This window comes from Bacillus sp. GbtcB10 (assembly GCF_019091365.1).
Lineage (GTDB): Bacteria > Bacillota > Bacilli > Bacillales > Bacillaceae > Bacillus > Bacillus altitudinis.
Genome location: NZ_JAGXJP010000001.1, coordinates 123030 through 141610, shown reverse-complemented (window position 1 = coordinate 141610; position 18581 = coordinate 123030). Strand labels below are relative to the sequence as shown.

The 18581-nt window shown below is 41.1% G+C and carries 16 protein-coding genes; 5 read left to right on the top strand and 11 right to left on the bottom strand.

Going from position 1 to position 18581, the window contains the following annotated elements; genetic code table 11:
- The first annotated feature begins 170 nt into the window (after nucleotides 1–170).
- A complete protein-coding gene (locus KVT11_RS00785; RefSeq protein ID WP_007497192.1) occupies nucleotides 171–587 on the top strand; it encodes a YhfM domain-containing protein in 417 nt (138 codons plus the stop codon).
- A 15-nt stretch (nucleotides 588–602) separates the two neighbouring features.
- On the opposite strand, the gene KVT11_RS00780 is transcribed toward KVT11_RS00785, so the two are convergent.
- The 3 genes from KVT11_RS00780 to KVT11_RS00770 all read right to left on the bottom strand — a co-directional run bounded on the left by KVT11_RS00780 (nucleotide 603) and on the right by KVT11_RS00770 (nucleotide 4064).
- Entirely contained in the window at nucleotides 603–2156 is a 1554-nt protein-coding gene (locus KVT11_RS00780; RefSeq protein WP_060780940.1) for a fatty acid--CoA ligase family protein, read from the bottom strand.
- Between the two features lie 172 nt (nucleotides 2157–2328).
- Nucleotides 2329–3318: a lipoate--protein ligase gene (lplA, locus tag KVT11_RS00775; protein WP_035392513.1), complete on the bottom strand. Its 990-nt coding sequence runs from the start codon at nucleotides 3316–3318 to the stop codon at nucleotides 2329–2331.
- A 2-nt stretch (nucleotides 3319–3320) separates the two neighbouring features.
- Nucleotides 3321–4064: an MBL fold metallo-hydrolase gene (locus KVT11_RS00770; protein ID WP_189337185.1), complete on the bottom strand. Its 744-nt coding sequence runs from the start codon at nucleotides 4062–4064 to the stop codon at nucleotides 3321–3323.
- 155 nt (nucleotides 4065–4219) lie between these two features.
- On the opposite strand from KVT11_RS00770, the gene yhfH reads away from it, so the two are divergent.
- Nucleotides 4220–4357 (top strand): protein YhfH, encoded by a 138-nt coding sequence (gene yhfH / locus KVT11_RS00765; protein WP_008359029.1) that lies wholly within the window; start codon nucleotides 4220–4222, stop codon nucleotides 4355–4357.
- Between the two features lie 339 nt (nucleotides 4358–4696).
- On the top strand, nucleotides 4697–5986 hold the full coding sequence (locus tag KVT11_RS00760) for a glutamate/proton symporter GltT (RefSeq protein ID WP_008348850.1): 1290 nt from the start codon (nucleotides 4697–4699) through the stop codon (nucleotides 5984–5986).
- Between the two features lie 32 nt (nucleotides 5987–6018).
- On the opposite strand, the gene KVT11_RS00755 is transcribed toward KVT11_RS00760, so the two are convergent.
- From KVT11_RS00755 to KVT11_RS00725, 7 genes are all read right to left on the bottom strand, one after another.
- Entirely contained in the window at nucleotides 6019–7068 is a 1050-nt protein-coding gene (locus KVT11_RS00755) for a M42 family metallopeptidase (RefSeq protein ID WP_116306665.1), read from the bottom strand.
- 143 nt (nucleotides 7069–7211) lie between these two features.
- On the bottom strand, nucleotides 7212–9521 hold the full coding sequence (locus KVT11_RS00750; protein ID WP_057079742.1) for a YhgE/Pip domain-containing protein: 2310 nt from the start codon (nucleotides 9519–9521) through the stop codon (nucleotides 7212–7214).
- 64 nt (nucleotides 9522–9585) lie between these two features.
- Nucleotides 9586–10164 carry a TetR/AcrR family transcriptional regulator gene (locus KVT11_RS00745; protein WP_007497184.1) on the bottom strand — a complete coding sequence of 193 codons (579 nt, stop codon included), beginning with the start codon at nucleotides 10162–10164 and terminating at the stop codon, nucleotides 9586–9588.
- A gap of 175 nt (nucleotides 10165–10339) precedes the next feature.
- Nucleotides 10340–11752: a protoporphyrinogen oxidase gene (hemY, locus tag KVT11_RS00740; RefSeq protein WP_008348859.1), complete on the bottom strand. Its 1413-nt coding sequence runs from the start codon at nucleotides 11750–11752 to the stop codon at nucleotides 10340–10342.
- A gap of 22 nt (nucleotides 11753–11774) precedes the next feature.
- On the bottom strand, nucleotides 11775–12713 hold the full coding sequence (gene hemH, locus KVT11_RS00735) for a ferrochelatase (RefSeq protein WP_017366949.1): 939 nt from the start codon (nucleotides 12711–12713) through the stop codon (nucleotides 11775–11777).
- A gap of 32 nt (nucleotides 12714–12745) precedes the next feature.
- Complete coding sequence (gene hemE, locus KVT11_RS00730; RefSeq protein WP_008348864.1) at nucleotides 12746–13804, bottom strand: uroporphyrinogen decarboxylase; 1059 nt, start codon at nucleotides 13802–13804, stop codon at nucleotides 12746–12748.
- A 124-nt stretch (nucleotides 13805–13928) separates the two neighbouring features.
- Entirely contained in the window at nucleotides 13929–16064 is a 2136-nt protein-coding gene (locus tag KVT11_RS00725; RefSeq protein WP_065460077.1) for a transglycosylase domain-containing protein, read from the bottom strand.
- 127 nt (nucleotides 16065–16191) lie between these two features.
- Between KVT11_RS00725 and KVT11_RS00720 the strand changes: the two genes are divergently transcribed.
- The gene (locus KVT11_RS00720; protein WP_125589131.1) at nucleotides 16192–16677 is read left to right on the top strand and encodes an antibiotic biosynthesis monooxygenase family protein; all 486 of its coding nucleotides are present in this window, start codon (nucleotides 16192–16194) and stop codon (nucleotides 16675–16677) included.
- A 257-nt stretch (nucleotides 16678–16934) separates the two neighbouring features.
- On the opposite strand, the gene KVT11_RS00715 is transcribed toward KVT11_RS00720, so the two are convergent.
- Complete coding sequence (locus tag KVT11_RS00715; RefSeq protein WP_125589133.1) at nucleotides 16935–17291, bottom strand: hypothetical protein; 357 nt, start codon at nucleotides 17289–17291, stop codon at nucleotides 16935–16937.
- Nucleotides 17292–17371: 80 nt separating this feature from the next.
- Between KVT11_RS00715 and KVT11_RS00710 the strand changes: the two genes are divergently transcribed.
- On the top strand, nucleotides 17372–18559 hold the full coding sequence (locus KVT11_RS00710; RefSeq protein ID WP_165378807.1) for a M20 family metallopeptidase: 1188 nt from the start codon (nucleotides 17372–17374) through the stop codon (nucleotides 18557–18559).
- Nucleotides 18560–18581 lie beyond the last annotated feature (22 nt).

The following is an 18581-nucleotide window of genomic DNA, read 5'->3' as shown; positions in this document are numbered from 1 at the left end:
CCTCCTTTCCATTTCTCTCTCTATTGTAATCACGCACGCTTTTGTTTAGAACCTGTCTCATGTGGCTCCATCATAGCATGCCCTATCTGAAAAAGCTTGAGTGAAAAAAATGATTATGCTGTTCAAAAATCGGAGAAACTAACCATAAAAAAGTGAGTTGGAGGTTCATCATGAAGAAAATCCTTGCAGGAATTGTGATTTTTGGGCTTTTACTGATTACCTTCTTTTATGTGTTCAGCCGGACAAGTGACATCTTCGATGAAAATCGAGCAGAGAAATTATTGCTTTCACCGACGAACCAGTCCATTTCTTATGAAATAGATGATAAAGATACAACTGAGGATCTAATTGAACAATTAAACAAAGGGAAACAAACAAGCAGCCATCTCAAAAAGAATGTAAAAAAGCCAGATTATATCGCCAAGGTCATGTTTGGACGGACAAATGGCACTTCTTTTCAGCTATGGACCAACCGCTCTCAAGTTGTTTTTTTAGTAGACGGCACCTATTATGAATTAAATCAAAAACAGTCAAATTCCTTTCGAAAACAGGTACAAGAAGCGATTCAAAAAGGAGCCTCTTCATAAGAAGAGACTCTTTTTTTATTTACTTGTTTCTGCTTGGTACTTGTCTTTTAGCGCTCTTCTTAAAATTTTACCAGTCGTGTTTTTTGGAATATTATCAATGAAATGGATCGTTTGGGGCTGCTTATATTTCGCCAAATAGCGTGAACAATGGGTGATGATGTCTTCTTGATTGATGTGAGCATGTTTCTTAGGGGAAATGTAACAGACAACAGCCTCTCCTGTGTTTGGATCTGGCACACCGATGACAACGGCTTCTGCTACAGCTTCATGTTGATAAAGCACTTCTTCTACTTCTCTTGGATAGACATTATACCCGCCAACGAGAATCATGTCCTTTTTTCGATCGACGATATAAATATATCCGTCTTCATCTCTTCTCGCCAAATCTCCTGTGTACAGCCAGCCGTCTTTCAGGGCCGCCTCTGTGTCTTCTGGCATTTGATAATAGCCTTTCATAATGTTTGGCCCTTTTGCGATGAGTTCTCCGACTTCGTTTGGTCCAACTTCCTCTCCAAGTTCATTCACAATCTTATTTTTCACATTCATAATATCAGTGCCGACCGAGCCTGGTTTTCTTTTTCCATCAAGGGGATTGAATGCCGTCACTGGGGAAGCCTCTGATAATCCGTAACCCTCTAGCACCGTGACACCGAACTTTTCTTCAAAACCGTGAAGTAAAGCAACAGGCATGGACGCACCGCCTGATATACAAATCCTCACCGACTTCATCGCTTCCTCATGACCGTCCTGGCGGTATAAATAGTTATACATGGTTGGAACACCCACAAATAGCGTTGGTTTTTCTTTCTCCATCATTCGTAAAAGCTCTGATGGGCTGAAATGCGGCAGGACATAGATGGTCGCTCCATGCATCAAAGGGGCATTCATACAAACGGTCAAACAAAACACATGGAACATCGGCAAAGCAGCAATCACCTTGTCCTTCTCATCAATTGACAGGTACTCCGCAATGTCTCTTGCATTTGAATAAAGGTTAACATGAGTGAGCATTGCCCCTTTTGGTTTTCCTGTTGTACCAGATGTAAATAAAATAACGGCCGTATCGTCAGGTTGTATGGAAGGATGCTCAGCTTCTGGTGCATCTCCAGACACAAGCTTTCCGAAGAAAACAAGACGATCAGATACTTCTTTTAAACTTGACCTGCACGCAGATTCATTTTGAGCACAAATAATGACTCGTTCAATCGCTGGAAGCTGTTCATACACCTGCTCGTATATCGGCAGAAGCTGATCCGGTGCAACAATCCCTTTTACATCACCAGTGACCAGCATGTAGCCGATTTCACTTGGCGTATATGTTGGATTGACAGGTACAACAACAAGTCCTGCCTTTAATGCACCAAAAAATGAAATCACAAAATGCGGTGAATTTCCTAAAATCAGCGCGATATGATCTCCCGCTTGAAACCCTTCGCTCACTAAACCATCTGCAAAACGTTCGATACTTGTCATCAGTTCTTGATAGGTCCACTTGTTCCCTTCAAAGATCAGTGCGACGTTCTCTCCCTTGGTCATCGCAGTCTGCTCAAGATTTTTGATCAAATCCATTCTCCCACCCCTTATACTTCATCAATGAATGAATAGCCATTCATTTTATGACCAAACATTCCTCCTTTCTATTATAATAGACAATCGAAAAAATTCACAAGATCAAATGTAAACCGCTTTCATCCCTTTCATTAGAAAAAGCACCGCTATCTCTAGCCGTGCTTGTCCTTGCTTAATAAATCAAATCCAGAAAATCTTCTTTTGATACGTTACCAAAATAATGGCGCATATCCATGTCTTCTAATACATCACTAATGGTTTTGCGATCATATTGCTGCCCAATGAGTCGTTTCTCAATATCAGCAATATCTCCTACACCGAAGAAGTCACCAAAAATTTTGCAGTCTTGAATGATGCCTTTTTTCACTTCTAATCGAAGATCAATCGATCCAGCTGGAAAACGCTTAGAGTGCTGCAAGTTAAACTTAGGTGAACGGCCGTAGTTCCATTCCCATTTTTGGTATCGATCACGAGAAATCTCATGAATCTTCTCCCAATCTTTTTCTGTCAGCTTATACTCAGGCACGTCTCCGTTCGTGTCAAAAATATAGCTTAAAAGAATTTTTCTAAATTCTTCTGTTGTCATCTTTTGATCCATCAGTTCACTAATATTCGCAACCCTGCTTCTAATGGATTTGATGCCTTTTGATTCGATCTTTTCTTTCTTCACATTTAATGCCGAGACAACATGTTCGATTTCTGAATCAAATAATAGGGTGCCATGACTGAAGATACGTCCTCGTGTAGCAAATTGAGCATTCCCCGAAATTTTACGCCCATCTGCCATGATGTCATTTCTGCCGCTTAATTCCGCTTTGACGCCAAGCTTTTCAAGCGCTTTGATGACTGGCTCGGTGAATTTTTTAAAGTTATGAAAGCTGTCCCCATCGTCTTTTGTAATAAAACTGAAGTTCAAGTTTCCTTTGTCATGGTAAACTGCACCACCGCCAGATAACCTGCGAACGACTTTGATGCCATTGTCTTCCACATATTTTGTATTGATTTCTTCTATTGTATTTTGGTTCTTTCCAATAATAATGGACGGCTGGTTGATGTAAAACAGCAAATACGTTTCTTCTGGATCTAAATATTTTAAGCAATACTCTTCAATGGCTAAATTAATCATTGGGTCATAATGTTGCTCGTTATCGATAAACAGCATCTCTATCTTCCTTCCTTGTTCCATATAAGCCCTGAATGGGCAAGCTGTATATTGCCAGTATATAACGCCTGTGCTTCATTGACTAGGTCTTTATGCCGACCGAAATGAGGCAGATGGGTGATGATGAGCTCTCCAACATTTGCTTCACTTGCCAGCTTCCCTACTTCAGTGCTGTTCATATGTCCTGCACCCGATCCGTCTTGTCCGGCGTAAAAGTTGCTTTCGGCAATAAGTAAGTCTGCATCCTTGCTAAAAGGGATAAATGCATCTTGATAGCTGGAGTCGGCTGTATACACCACCACAGCCTCATGTGCCTGAATTTTCATCGCATAGCATTCTGCCGGATGAACCGTTTTCAAAAAATCAATTTGAAATGGTCCGATTTGAATGCCCTCTTCCGGCTGATAAGGTTTTGCCTTTGTATGTACATCATCAGAAAGCCGCTGAAATGCTTCTTGATCCCCGGTGTGTCCATAGATCGTCAGCGGACCACTGCTTTTTCCTAAATGATAACCCACTAGCTTCGCATATTGAAGAGGTCCGATATCTGCAATATGATCGTGATGATAATGAGAAAGGAGTACAGCATCTAATTCTTCTATATCAATGTATTGCTGAAGCTTTGACAGAACTCCGCTCCCGCAGTCGACAAGCAGACGAAAACCATCTGATTCAAAAAGATAACCTGATGTGGCTTCACCAGCTGCTGGAAATCCTCCGTAGCAGCCAATCACGGTTAATTTCATCGTCATATTTCCTCCTTTTCAAAAAATCCCCTTCTTACAATATACCCATTTTTCATAAAAAAAGCATTCTTCTTGCCTCTTGTTACAAAACAGATTGACAATTATCAATCTGTTATAATACAATGATAGCAATAAAACGTATTGGAGGATGACAAATGCTAGGAAAAATCACTGAGTTTTTTAGAAATTTGCCTTCAAAAAAATGCACAAAATGTGGAAATGATTTAATGGAACAGCACGAGTGTTACGGTAATGAATGTGAGGAATGCTCACAAGTAAGTTATCTCAAATAAGGAAATAAATAGAATAAAAAAGCACTTTTTTCCTCCTTCGTCAGTTGGAGTCAAAAGTGCTTTTTATTTTTTCTGAAAAATAGGTAAAAAGGTAAAACCCTTGGTACAAAAGGGTTTTTTAGTATTTTCATATGATGACTTTTAGTTCGGAAGGCACTTTTTATTGACTTAAAACAACGAAGGGGGTTCGAAGTGTCCATTTTTTCAAATAATTTTGTATTTTCTTAATATAATTTAATCGTGGACGAACCTCTTTAATTTTAGTTATACTTTAATTCATATATTAAAACTTAATATAATGGGAATATTCCTTTAATGAATATGTTAGGGAGGAAATCTATGAAAAAATTAAAATTTGGATTAGCTACTCAAATCCTAATCGGTCTTATTCTCGGTGTCGTGGTTGGTGCGATCTTTTTCGGTAACCCTGGTGTTGAGACATATTTAAAACCAATTGGAGACTTCTTCTTACGACTCATTAAGATGATTGTCATTCCGATTGTCGTATCTAGCTTAATTTTAGGTGTTGCAGGTGCGGGTGATGGTAAAAAAGTAGGGAAGCTTGGTTTTAGAACCATTCTTTATTTTGAAATTATCACAACGTTTGCGATCATCCTTGGTCTTGTGCTTGCGAACTTTGTTCAACCAGGTGCAGGCGTTGACTTTGGACATACAGAAAAACAGGATATTAGCCAGTATGTTGAAACGGAAAAAGAACAAAGCAGTAAATCAGTTGCTGATACGTTCCTTCATATCGTTCCGACGAACTTCTTCCAATCATTGGCGGAAGGTGATTTGCTTGCGATTATTTTCTTCACTGTATTATTCGCACTTGGCGTTTCAGCAATTGGTGAACGCGGCAAACCAGTGCTCGCCTTCTTTGAAGGTGTGTCACATGCGATGTTCCATGTCGTCAATGTTGTGATGAAAGCTGCACCATTTGGTGTGTTCGCGCTCATTGGTGTGACAGTATCAAAATTTGGTCTTGAATCTCTTGTTTCATTAGGTAAGCTCGTAGGTCTTGTTTATTTTGCGCTCGCTCTCTTCCTTATCGTTGTATTCGGAATTATTGGAAAGATGATTGGCGTCAATATTTTCAGATTTCTTGCTTACATGAAAGACGAAATGCTTCTCGCCTTTAGTACATCCAGCTCTGAAACAGTTTTACCGAGAGTTATGGATAAAATGGAGCGCATCGGGTGTCCAAAAGGAATTGTTTCTTTTGTTATCCCAATTGGTTATACGTTTAATCTAGACGGCTCCGTCTTGTATCAAGCCATTGCGGCGCTTTTCTTAGCGCAGGTATATGGCATTGACCTCACAATCGTACAGCAGCTCACACTAATCCTTGTACTGATGGTGACATCAAAAGGAATGGCTGCCGTTCCTGGTACATCCTTTGTTGTATTACTTGCAACACTTGGAACGATCGGTGTTCCTGCTGAAGGTCTAGCCTTTATTGCAGGTGTTGATCGTATCATGGATATGGCAAGAACCGTTGTCAACTTAACTGGTAATGCACTTGCAGCTGTCGTGATGTCTAAATGGGAAGGGCAATATGACCCTGAAAAAGGACACCGCGTGATGACTGGACAAGATGTACCTGAGCCAACACAACTTTCAAGCTAATCAAAAAGAACCCCGCGATGGGGGTTCTTTTTTTATACTGTGATTAATTTGCTTTGAACATAGTGGTACAGTAGATTGGCTGTATGAATCAATGAGTCTTCATGGGTTCTTTCAAAGGCATGCGAAGAGTCAATGCCAGGTCCAATCAGTCCATGAATGATATCATGCCCTGCTCGAATCGCTGCTGACGCATCTGAGCCATAATAAGGGTATATATCAAGGCGGTAATCGATTTTATTTGCCTCAGCTAATGCTGCTAGATGTTTGCGGAGACCATAGTGATAAGGACCGCTAGAATCCTTCACACATATCGACACACTGTATTCATCGGTTGATTGACCGTCACCGATGGCTCCCATATCAACGGCCAAATATTCCACCGTTTCTTCCGGGATATTCGAGTTCCCACCGTATCCGATTTCTTCATTATTTGAAATTAAGAAATGTGTCGTATGCGGCAATGTGATGTTCTCTGTTTGAATGCGGTGAATCAATCTCAGCAACAACGCCACACTTGCCTTATCATCAAGGTGTCTTGATTTAATAAAACCTGAAGACGTCACTTCCACTCTAGGATCAAATGAGATAAAGTCTCCTACTTGAATGCCGAGTGCTTGCACATCGTCTGCATTTTTCACTTTCTCATCTAAGCGAATCTCCATATTTTCTTGATTTCGCTTCGCTTTTCCAGCATCCTCATATACGTGAACGGACGTTTGATGCATCAGAATGGTACCTGTGTATGTACGGCCTATTACTGTTTCAATTTCACAATACTCGCCTTCTATCGAGTTATATTGAAAGCCTCCAATGAGTGCAAGACGCAGCCGGCCATTTGATTTAATTTCTTTGACCATCGCACCGAGCGTATCGACATGTGCTGTCAGCATGCGGTGTTCCTTGTCATCTGTTCCTTTTAGGGTGGCAATTAATCCGCCTTTTCGATTTCGCTTCGTTTCAATATGTAAATCTTGTAAAAAACGTTCGACAAAGCCAATCACTTTCTCAGTATTTCCTGATGGACTTGGGATTGACACAAGCTTTTGAATAAGCTGAACCGTTTCATTTACTTCCGTTGTCATTCGGCATATCCTCCTTCATCTAAAAGAAATTCTTTCCAAGCATGCCTTTTTTCAGCATCCTTCTTAAAATATATCGCTTCGGGTTCCTGATGTCTAATTTCTAATCAAAAAAACCTTTCTCATGGAAGAGAAAGGTTTTTCAATTAAGCTTCTTCTTGTTTCATTTTTCTTATGTTCCAAGCAAAGTATGCTGTTGTTGCAGCCATCATGATGATGGCTACTGTTCCAAGAATCGCTGCTTGGTGCCATAAATAACTGTTATCACCGCTTGCAATGATCGTTCTAAATCCGTTGATGGTATACGTCATTGGAAGCAGACTGTGAATAACTTGGAAGAATTTTGGTACAAGCTCAAGCGGGAATGTACCCGCACTTGCTGCAAGCTGAAGAACCAAGATAATGACGGCAATAAAGCGTCCTGGATTCCCCATCGTCGTCGCAAGAAGCTGAATGATCGCTAGGAATGTCAGACTGACGATGATCGCAAAGAGATAGAAGCGCCAGAGGCTTTCCACCTCAAGTCCAAGTCCAAAGATGAGCATGGTGCTTGCAATCACTGCCTGCAAGATACCGACTAAGAGAAGCACACTATATTTGCTGACAAACCATTCAAACGCATTTCTAGGGCGTCCTGCAGGATCTTTCATTGGGAATACAACAGTCAGCATTAGAGCTCCAACAAAGAGTCCCATTGATAAAATATATGGTGTGAGCCCTGTTCCATAGTTATCAATTTTTTTCGCTGTATCATTCTCTGTTTTGACTGGGCTTGCAATCATATTGTAATTGTCCTGCCCCGCATCAATGTCTCCTGTTTCATCTGCAGCGCTTTTTAGCTTATCAGAAAGCTTTCCAGTTCCACTTTTTAAGTCACCTAATCCTTTATCAAGGGATTTTGACCCTTCAGCCAGTTTAGATGAGTTGCTTTGGATACTCGCTGATCCACTTTCTAGTTTATTCAATGCTGCACTAAGCTGGCTTGAACCATTTGCCAGTTTATCCGCACCACTTTTCGCTGTATCAAGCTTTCCATTTGCTGTTTGCAGGCCATCTTGTAATTTCCCTTGACCCGTTTGAAGCTTCAGTGCACCTTGATACAATTTATTCGTACCGGATGTCATTTGATCAATCGCATTTTGTATGGCGACTGTCGATGTATACAGCTGTTCTGTTTTCTCTGGCAGCTGCTTGACTTGCTGTAGCTGTGCTTTTGCAGATGCAACCGCAGACTGAACTTCACTTGCGTCAGGCAGTTCCTGCAGCGCCGCTAAGCTTTGCTCAAGCCCAGACAAATCAGGCAGTTCGATTGTAGGAAGACTGTCTAGTTGATCCATTGCCGCCTTTTTCTCTTCATCTGTCATCGAGCTGTTTTGAATAATACTTTTTACTTTTGCATCTCGACTAGATAATGCTTCTTTTAAAGAAGCAAGTTTGGTACTAAACGTTTTTGCATCTTTTTTCACCTGATCAATCTTAGGCGCCATCTTTTCAAGATTCGCTAATTCAGGTGAAGACAATACTTTCTCCACAGCAGCGATTTTTTCTGAAAATGACCGTGCTTTATTGTTCAGCTGCTCAATGCCTGCTGTGAATTGCGGCATTTTAGAAGAAAGTTGCTCATGTCCTTCACGGCTTGTGTTTAACCCTTCGGTCAATGTATCAATTCCTGTGCCAAGCTCACCAAATTTCTGATCAATCGTTTGATAGCCTGTTAAGAGCTGACCAAGACCGCTATCAAGAGATTGAATTCCAGTGTTCAGTTCACCCATTTTTCCTGCAAACTGATGAACACCTTCGCTATACGTTAACGTTCCTTCTGCCAATTTCGCCAGATTGTCTTTTAACTTTTGGCTACCGTCTTTTGCGCTTTTTGTTCCGTCATCAATTTTCTTCGCTCCATCGCTTGCTTGATCTAATCCTTTTGCAATCGTTTTGAAGTTATCAAAGATGACCTCTGCATAATTTTCTGTGACTTCCTTTGAAACCGAATCTTTTAATTTGATAATGGCGTTATTCGCAATTTGAGACGCAGCATAGTTTGCGCCTGGATTCGTATAATATTTCAGATTCGATTTTTTCGGATGTTTGTCTAGTACTGTACTCGCATTTTTCGAGAAATCTTTCGGAATCTCGACGACGAGATAATAGTCCTCGTTATTTAACCCCTTGATGGCCTTTTCTTCACTATCAACAAAATGCCATTTAAAACTATCGTTCTTCTTCAATTCCTTCACTAAATCATCGCCTACTTGAAGGGTTTTGCCGTCATAATGACTGCCTTCATCCAAGTTGACAACCGCTACAGGTAATTGATCAACTGTACCATATGGATCCCAGTAAGCTTTTAAAAATACACCACTATAAATTAGTGGAATAAATAAGACAGCTAAAATCGGGATCAGTAGTTTTTTGCTCGTCACAATGTCTTTCCATTGATTCCGAATTACATTCATTGCTGTTTTCCTCCCATTGATGAATGACTAAATTAAGAATTCGGTCATTTGAACTCAAAAAAAATTATGTTGTTGCAGACAGTCCTTTTAGTACATAAAGCTCGAGCGATTCAGCGACCTCTTCTTTTGTTAAAGGCTCATATCGCTTTTCCCAGTCAAAAATAAGTGCAATATATAGTTTCACCATCACAAATGCCGTCAATTCAGGATCACAGGGCTTAATGTCGCCTTTTTCAATCGCTTCTTTTACTTTTGTTTTAATATAGCGAATGATCATCTGCTCCATTTTTTCAATCATTTCTTTCACTGCTGATGTGCCAAGCTCCGCATTTTCCTGAAAGATTTTAATTGTAAGCTGGTGGTTTTTTCGAAATTCTAATATTGCAAAGAGTGCTAAATGAAGGTTTTCTGAGAAACTATTCTTCTCATCTATTGCTTCATCTGCAATTTTCCTCATCTCCATTAACAGTGATGTGAAAATTTCATCGAACAGCTCTTCTTTGTTTTTGAAAAAAGTATAAATCGTTCCTTTTCCGACGTTGGCAAGCTTTGCTACAAGGTCCATTGTCGTGGCTTTATACCCGAACTGGGTAAATGCCTTTGTTGCTCCATCTAAAATCATTTGTCTCCTATCAACACTCATGATCTCACTCCCAAAATGACTATTTGAACGTTTCGGTCATTAAGTACAGAAAGTAATATACCACATCTTTTTCCTCAGATGCAACAACTTTGTTCAATTTTATTATTCACCACTCTTTTCTAAACATACGAACATGAAAAACTCCCTTTCCATGACAGAAAAGGGAGTTTATTTTTTATGAAAATAGATAAGATACAGCTTCTGAGATGGCAGCTTTTCCTTGATCAATACAATCAGGAATCCCAACACCTTCAAATGCAGCACCCGTGATATAAATACCAGGATATGATTGCTTAAACGTTTCTCGCATCGTCGAAATCTGTTTTTGATGACCCACATGATATTGCGGCATGCTTGTTTTCCAGCGAGTCACTGTCGTCAGCTCTGGATCTGCTTTAATATCCATGATTTTCTTCAAATCCTCCAGCACGATGCTCACGATTTGATGATCAGACTGTTCGACAATTGATTCATCGCCAGCTTTCCCAACGTATGCACGGAGCAATGTTTTTCCTTTAGGTGCAGTGTGAGGCCATTTCTTATTTGTCCACGTACATGCTGTAATGGAGAAATCACTATTTCTTGAGATGACAAAACCAGTACCATCATATTCATTGTGAACATCCTCTTCTTTAAATCCGAGTGCAACTGTTGCAACAGAAGTCGATGTCATGTCATGCAAGTACTCAAGCCCTGCTTCTTTTGGAAACATGGAATAGATCGATTGGTGAGGAGTTGTCACAATGGCAGAATCTGCAAAAAGCGTTTGACCGCTGTCTAATTGAACGCCATAGCCTCCCTCGGCTTTTTCGATCTGGGTCACTTTTGTCCCTTTGTAAATCTTCGTCAGCTTGAGTTTACTTTCGACCGCTTCAACAAGTGCTTGCAGCCCTTGATTGATTGTCTGGAACTGTCCTTGCTTTTTCGCTGTCACTTGTTGCGCTTTTGCATGCTGCTGTGATTTTTTCATCCCAAGAATCAAACTGCGATGCTTCTGTTCTGTTTGATAGAACTGCGGGAAGGTAGACATTAAGCTCAGGCGATCAATGTCACCAGCATAAATGCCTGATAGTAGCGGTTCAATTAAATTCTCCACCACTTCATCACCCACACGTCTTCTAAAAAATTCCCCAAGAGATTGATCTTCTGTCTGTTTGCTTTTTGGCAAAACGAAATCCATCGCTGCACGTGCTTTTCCGGCAACTGAAAAAAGCCCAGTTGTAATGAAAGGACTGATTTGAGTTGGAATGCCCATGACAGCCCCCTTTGGCATCGGATGAAGGGTTTCATTGACTAATACATACGCTTGCCCTGTTTCATTATTGACGAGCTGATCAGATAGGCCAACATCTTTTGCCAGCTGGGGTCCACTGACCTTTCTTTCTAAAAATGAATCGGGTCCACGTTCAATGATATAACCGTCTTTATATAATGTTTGAATTTTTCCACCTAGCCTAGGACTCGCTTCAATAAGAGATATTTGGATAGGAAGGCCTTTTTCTTCAATTTCCTTTTCCAAATAGAAGGCGGCGGCCAAACCTGTGATGCCACCGCCAATGATGACAAGGTGTTTTTGATTGTCATGCATAGGATCGCCTTCTTTTATATGATTACTTGCTTTCATTCAGTTTCTTTAATACGACTGCTGCCAGTGCATCAATAAATGCTGGTTTCGCATTTGGCATTTCTGGACGATAGTAGGCTGCGCCAATTTCATCCGTGACGACTTTACATTCATAATCATTGTCGTATAACACTTCAAGGTGATCAGCGACAAATCCAACAGGCACGTATACAAATGTTTTATAGCCTTTTTGTTCAAATAGGTCACGTGTGAGATCCTGTACGTCTGGTCCGAGCCACGGATCAGGCGTATTGCCTTCACTTTGCCAGCCAATTTCATAATGCTCAATTCCTGCACCTTCAGCAATCATTTTTGCAGATTGTGCAAGCTGATCAGGGTATGGGTCCCCTGCTGCAATAATTTTTTCAGGAAGACTGTGTGCAGACACAATCAGCACTGCTGAATCTCTTTCTTCCTGACTCATGGATGCATACGTCTCTTTCACTTGTTTCACCCAATAGTCCACAAACTTCGGCTCATCGTACCAGCTTTCAACAGAAGTAATATTCAGATGGCCAAGCTTTTCTGCTTCATCTTGTGCACGTTTGTTATACGATTTCACACTAAATGTGGAGAAGTGCGGTGCTAGGACAATACTCACCGCTTCTGTGATGCCATCTCGGTGCATATCAGCGACCGCATCTTCAATGAAAGGCTCGATGTGTTTTAACCCAATGTATACATGAAATTCAATCTCGTCTTGGATCTCATTCAAATGTTCACACAAGCCATTTGCCTGCTGTTCTGTAATTTTTGATAAAGGAGAAATGCCGCCAATTGCCTTGTAGCGGTCCTTTAAATCTTGCAGCATCTCCGGCTCTGGCTTTCTGCCTCTACGAATATGTGTATAGTAACGTTCAATGTCTTCTTCTTTATATGGGGTGCCATATGCCATGACAAGTAGCCCCATTTTCTTTTTCTCCACAACCAACACTCCTTCAGATCATTTGAAATCATTTAGATGGATGTCTTTTTATGTTTAGCTGAATAATCGTGAATAAAATCTGTCAGCTTCTTTAACGTGTCTGGTGAGACATCAGGAAATACCCCGTGACCTAAGTTAAAGATGAATTGATCTGATTTCATCCCTTGATCTAAAATCGCTGTTGCTCTTTCTTCAATCACTTCCCAAGGAGAAAGTAATATCGTTGGATCAAGGTTTCCTTGTAACGTTTTTGTTAAGCCTTCTTTTCGCGCTTCGTCTATACTCATACGCCAATCCAGTCCAACGACATCAAGCGGCAAGTCATGCCAATCTTTCGCCAGATGGCTCGCACCGACACCATACATAATCATTGGTACGTTTTCAGACTTCAGCTCTGTGAAAATACGCTGCATGACAGGCTTAATGAAGGTCCGGTAATCTGCTGCATTTAAAGCGCCAACCCAAGAGTCGAAGATTTGAAATGCTCGGACGCCTGCTTTTACCTGAGCGCGTATGTATGTGATTGTCATATCGGCTAATTTATTCATCAAAAGCATCCATGTCTCTGGCTCACTGTACATGAGCGCCTTTGTTTTATGATAATTTTTAGATGGACCGCCTTCGATCATATAGCTTGCCATCGTAAAAGGTGCGCCTGCGAAACCAATCAGCGGAACATTCAACTGCTCCTCTGTTAACAACTTGATCGTATCAAGCACATACGGCAGGTCTTCTTCAGGATGAAGCTCTCCAAGACGCTGGATATCTGCCTTTGTCCGAATAGGCGAGTCAATCACTGGTCCAATTCCATTTTTAATTTCAACATCCACTCCAATAGCTGGAAGCGGCGTCATAATATCTTTATATAAAATAGCGGCATCTACACCATATTGTTCTACAGGAAGTCTTGTTACGTAAGCACATAGCTCTGGCTGATGCGTAATTTCAAATAGCCCGTATTTTTCTTTAAGGGCACGATATTCAGGCTGCGAGCGTCCTGCCTGTCTCATATACCAAACCGGTACATGGTCTGTTTTTTCCCCTTTGCACGCCTTTAAGAACGTGTCATTAAAAGCCTTCGTTTTTCCCATTACCTTTCATTCCACCTTTCGCCTCACACTCTCTTTGTATAAGGCTCAAACACTGCTTTTACTATACCGCTTTTTCAAGGCTCGGTATACTAAAGCGGCTCAATGTTCAAAAAATCGCCGAATATTAACGTCCAAAAGCCTCTGGCTTGATATAAGCACTACCTTCGCCTTCTTCTTGTGTTTGAGTATTGTATGGAACAACCTTATACTGCGCATCTGAAAACACATTTGCATACGGCATTGTGTAGCTGTTTGTTCCCGTTACAGAATCGATCAGGGTCTCGCTTCCATTTCTCTTTTCATAAATACGATATTCAACGCGTTTGTCTTCCTGTTCATCCCATGACAGCTCCAATGTAAAGAGCCCTTTGATTTTAAATGCATAACGTGCTTCAAAGCCTGACAGTCCTTCTAAATGGATTGGCGATTGAAGTTCTTTAATTCCCTCTGGTTTTTGGAATGTTTCATTGGTTATTTGGGCTGTCGTTAAAATATCTTTCATTAACTGCACTGGATACTGACTGCCGCCAGTTAAATAATGACTGTTATCCGTTTTGTCATACCCCATCCAGATTGCCCCTGTTGTACTAGGCGTGTAGCCAGCAAACCAAGCATCTTTCGTTGCCCCTTTGACACCGGCATACGTAGTTGTGCCTGTTTTACCAGCCAAATCTCCAGCGTATGATCCGCTCTGAGCGGTTCCGCCTTTGACGACCTGTTGAAGCATTCTTGTCATATTCCAAGCATTTTGTACGCTAAACACTCGTTCTTCTTTGTTTCGATTTTTTTCAACGGTTTCTCCATCATCATTCGTGATTTTTTGAATGAAGAACGGCTTTTTATAGACGCCTTCATTTGCAAATGTATGAAATGCTCCAGCTATCTGCAACGGAGAAACCCCTTTTTCTAAACCGCCAAGCGCTATGGCAAGTCCTTTATCCGAAATATCCATCCCCATTTTCTCAAGATAGGATTTAGACGTATCGATGCCAAGCTGGCTTAACGTCCATACGGCAGATGTATTTTTACTTTTCATGAGAGCCTCTACCATCGTGACCCTGCCCTCGTACTGTCCATCGTAGTTCTTTGGAGAATAGCCGTCATAGCTTTTTTCCTTGTCCTCAAGCAGTGAATATGGTCTGAATTTTTTCTCCTGAATCGCTGGACCATATACTGCGATCGGCTTAAAGACAGAACCAGGCTGTCTAACAGCTGTGACTCTGTTATAGCCTCTTGCCTGATATTCTCGTCCGCCTATTGCTGCTTTTACACCACCAGATGCGTTGTCAATAAACACAGCGCTTCCTTCAGGTGACCCGCTTTTTCCCGGGAAATAACGATTGTTTTTCATCGCATCATAGGCAACTTTTTGCAAATTCATATCGATTGGTACCGTAATGGTATAGCCGCCTTGAAGCAATTGTTCATGCGAAATCGAATACTGTGATTCTGCTTCTTTAATCATGAGATCTACATAACTGTCCACCCAAGGGGTTTCTGATTTCTTTTTTAAATGAATACCAAGTGTTCTTCCTTTTGCTTCAACTGTTTCTGTAGAAGACAAATATCCTTGTTCATTCATTAAATTCAGGATGGTATCCCGTCTTTGTTTATTTTTATCTGGGTGTAGAACAGGGGAATACGTTGAAGGTGCCTTTGGCATGGCAGCAAGTGTAGCTCCTTCACTGACAGTGAGATCTTTTACATCTTTACTAAAATAGTAATTGGCCGCTGCTTGGATCCCATAGACGCCATGACCAAAGTAAAGCTGATTCAAATACATTTCAAGCAGCTTGTCCTTTGAATAATCTCTTTCTAAATTGATCGCAATAATGACTTCTTTTGTTTTTCGAAGAAACGTTTTATCATTTGTGAGAAAGATATTTTTGGCGAGCTGCTGGGTGATGGTACTGCCGCCTTCTACCTTTCCACCTGCTAATATATCTCGATAAACCGCCCTTGAAATCGATTGTGCATCAATTCCGTGGTGCTCATAAAAGCGCTTGTCCTCTACAGCAACAAAAGCTTTCGCCACTTTATCTGGGACCTCTTTTAATGACACAGGGTCCCGATTTTCTGAATACATGCTTGTGAGTTCTTTTCCATTCTGATCAATGATTTTCGAGGAAGCGTGAAAAACGAGCTTCTTCTCATCTATGACATAATGTCCTAAAAATAAAATGGTCAGATAGCCAATAAATGAAAGCACGATTGTACTTCCTGCAATGACTAATGGAATGATTATCTTCTTTTTCTTCAAATTAGGTCACCTCATTCCTTTATACGGATAGTATGGGATGTATTGCTTCATAATATGTTTTATGGATTGACTACCAAAGAATTATATATCATTCTTTTGTTATACTATCAAGCAGGAGGCGGTTTAGATGAATTTCTATATTACATATGGAACAGCAGACTTTTTGCAAAAAATCGCAAAAAAACATCATCTTGAAAATCTGCTTTATACGGTCGGTAAGGAACAAGCGGCTCTTTTTCATGAAACGGAGGGTGAGACAGTCTTTAAAGCACCCCATTCCTATGATGTGATTTATACAAAAGGTGAGCTCGTCCAATCTGGCTTTGTCACGCTGAATCATATCCCTGTAAAGCTCGAAAGCAGAGCACTTTTTGAATCCACCTTTCAGAAAAAAACAAACATATCAGAGCACCAGCGCGGCTTTCAGGCGCTTCGTGTGTTAAGACCAAAAAAGGATGAAGAAGTGTACTTAATTTTGACCCTTTGGGAATCTGAAGACTTATTTCAAGACTTTCAAGAGTCAGAAGCATTCTTTCAGCCGCACGAGGATACTGGCTCCATCTTCTCTCGTCCTGCCTATCTGACATCCTATCATGCCGTCATAGACCATTAAAGAAGTGCTGCTCTTCGCACTTCTTAGATTGTTGACAAAGGGCTAAAATGTTGTTTATTTTAGCCCTTTGTCTTCTTTTCAGCGTGATAGAAAACCTTTGCAGTATAGGAAGGACGAGTACTGGCGCGGAGCGAATTTCACATTCGTGAGCACCAGCACGCAGGACTGACAAAGAATGCGAGGGTTTGTCTACACGCTGGGAAGTGCTGCTCTTCGCACTTCTTTTTTTCATGAAAAAAAGCCCTTCTACTGGGCTTTCAACGCTTTTCTCTAAGCTCGTACCGATGAATGATTGGCTGAAGCACATAAAAATTCAGCAAGATCCATCCTAATAAGATGGGCCATTTGAACATAGGTGAAGCACCTTTCATCTGAATAAGTAGTACCAACAGTGGAATCAAACAAATCATTAAAAAGCTCATTTTCGAAACGAACGTTTCTTTGATTTGATGCCGGCAGCTTGGACAAAGCATCATTCTCGTATGCGATAAATGAAATTTTTCGACGAAAGAAAATGCTTTTGAACAATTTGGACAGCTTCCCAATGCCACTCCCCCTTTTGCAAGCTTCATACTTAACCTTCGACTTTTATGTAAAATGACCTTTTCTGTCATTCTCGACATCCTCTTCTGTTGAAAGATTCTAACAATTACCATACAATCAGTAAAAGAGTATAAAGGAGGTTTTCGGATCAATGACAGTATCCACTTTACACAAAAGGATCAATGAACGTCTTGATGAACATTATGAGGAAATGGTTGAAATTAGACGCCATCTCCATATGAATCCAGAACTTTCTTTTCAGGAAGAGGAAACAGCTGCTTACATCGCTCAATATTATGACAGATTACATATCCCAACACGCACACATGTAGGTGGACATGGTGTACTCGCTTTTATTGAAGGAGCTTCCTCTGGACCGACCATTGCACTGAGAGCTGATTTTGATGCACTTCCCATTCATGATGAAAAGGATGTACCTTACCGTTCAACAAAACCTGGCGTCATGCACGCATGCGGTCATGATGGCCACACAGCAACACTTCTCGTCTTAGCGAAGATCTTACATGAGCACCGAGATCAATTAAAAGGAAAAATCGTCCTCATTCATCAACACGCTGAAGAATATGCCCCCGGCGGTGCGAAACCAATGATTGAAGATGGCTGTTTAGACGGTGTTGACGTCATTTTCGGCACCCACCTTTGGTCCTCAGAGCCATGCGGCACTGTTCTTTATAAAAGCGGGAACTTTATGGCAGCCGCCGATCGTTTCTCTATTCAAGTGCAAGGGAAAGGCGGACATGGCGCACAGCCGCATCTGACGAAAGATGCCGTACTCATCGGTTCACAAATTGTAGCCAATCTTCAGCAGGTCGTGGCCCGTAAAGTCAACCCGATTGATTCTGCGGTGGTATCTGTAGGAGGATTTGTCGCTGAAAATGCCTTTAACGTCATTGCAGATTCGGCCGTGCTAACAGGTACTGCACGTTCCTTTGAAGAGAGTGCACGCCATATCATTGAACGTGAAATTGAACAGGTGGTGAAAGGTGTCTGCCACATGCACGATGCCTCTTATACTTATGAATATGTAAGAGGCTATCCTGCAGTCAAAAATCACCCTGCACCAACTGAATATATAGCAGAAATAGCCAAACAGACAGAAGGAGTCACAGAAGTAAAAGAAGCCGAAACCCAAATGGGCGGAGAAGACTTTGCTTACTACCTTCAGCATGTTCCTGGTACTTTCTTCTACACAGGCGCTATGCCAGAAAACAGCCAAGATGTATATCCACACCACCATCCGAAATTTGATATTAACGAAAACGCAATGCCTGTCGCAGCAAAGGTACTCGCTCATGCCGTCCTTTCCTACGATGAATGAAAAAAGCCGCTGTTAGGCAGCG

What these genes read in the sequence shown, in the direction of transcription:
- KVT11_RS00785 (WP_007497192.1), top strand. Translation starts at nt 171, where the DNA reads ATGAAGAAAATCCTTGCAGGAATTGTGATTTTTGGGCTTTTACTGATT.
- KVT11_RS00780 (WP_060780940.1), bottom strand. Translation starts at nt 2,156, where the DNA reads ATGGATTTGATCAAAAATCTTGAGCAGACTGCGATGACCAAGGGAGAG.
- lplA (WP_035392513.1), bottom strand. Translation starts at nt 3,318, where the DNA reads ATGCTGTTTATCGATAACGAGCAACATTATGACCCAATGATTAATTTA.
- KVT11_RS00770 (WP_189337185.1), bottom strand. Translation starts at nt 4,064, where the DNA reads ATGAAATTAACCGTGATTGGCTGCTACGGAGGATTTCCAGCAGCTGGT.
- yhfH (WP_008359029.1), top strand. Translation starts at nt 4,220, where the DNA reads ATGCTAGGAAAAATCACTGAGTTTTTTAGAAATTTGCCTTCAAAAAAA.
- KVT11_RS00760 (WP_008348850.1), top strand. Translation starts at nt 4,697, where the DNA reads ATGAAAAAATTAAAATTTGGATTAGCTACTCAAATCCTAATCGGTCTT.
- KVT11_RS00755 (WP_116306665.1), bottom strand. Translation starts at nt 7,068, where the DNA reads ATGACAACGGAAGTAAATGAAACGGTTCAGCTTATTCAAAAGCTTGTG.
- KVT11_RS00750 (WP_057079742.1), bottom strand. Translation starts at nt 9,521, where the DNA reads ATGAATGTAATTCGGAATCAATGGAAAGACATTGTGACGAGCAAAAAA.
- KVT11_RS00745 (WP_007497184.1), bottom strand. Translation starts at nt 10,164, where the DNA reads ATGAGTGTTGATAGGAGACAAATGATTTTAGATGGAGCAACAAAGGCA.
- hemY (WP_008348859.1), bottom strand. Translation starts at nt 11,752, where the DNA reads ATGCATGACAATCAAAAACACCTTGTCATCATTGGCGGTGGCATCACA.
- hemE (WP_008348864.1), bottom strand. Translation starts at nt 13,804, where the DNA reads ATGGGAAAAACGAAGGCTTTTAATGACACGTTCTTAAAGGCGTGCAAA.
- KVT11_RS00720 (WP_125589131.1), top strand. Translation starts at nt 16,192, where the DNA reads ATGAATTTCTATATTACATATGGAACAGCAGACTTTTTGCAAAAAATC.
- KVT11_RS00715 (WP_125589133.1), bottom strand. Translation starts at nt 17,291, where the DNA reads ATGACAGAAAAGGTCATTTTACATAAAAGTCGAAGGTTAAGTATGAAG.
- KVT11_RS00710 (WP_165378807.1), top strand. Translation starts at nt 17,372, where the DNA reads ATGACAGTATCCACTTTACACAAAAGGATCAATGAACGTCTTGATGAA.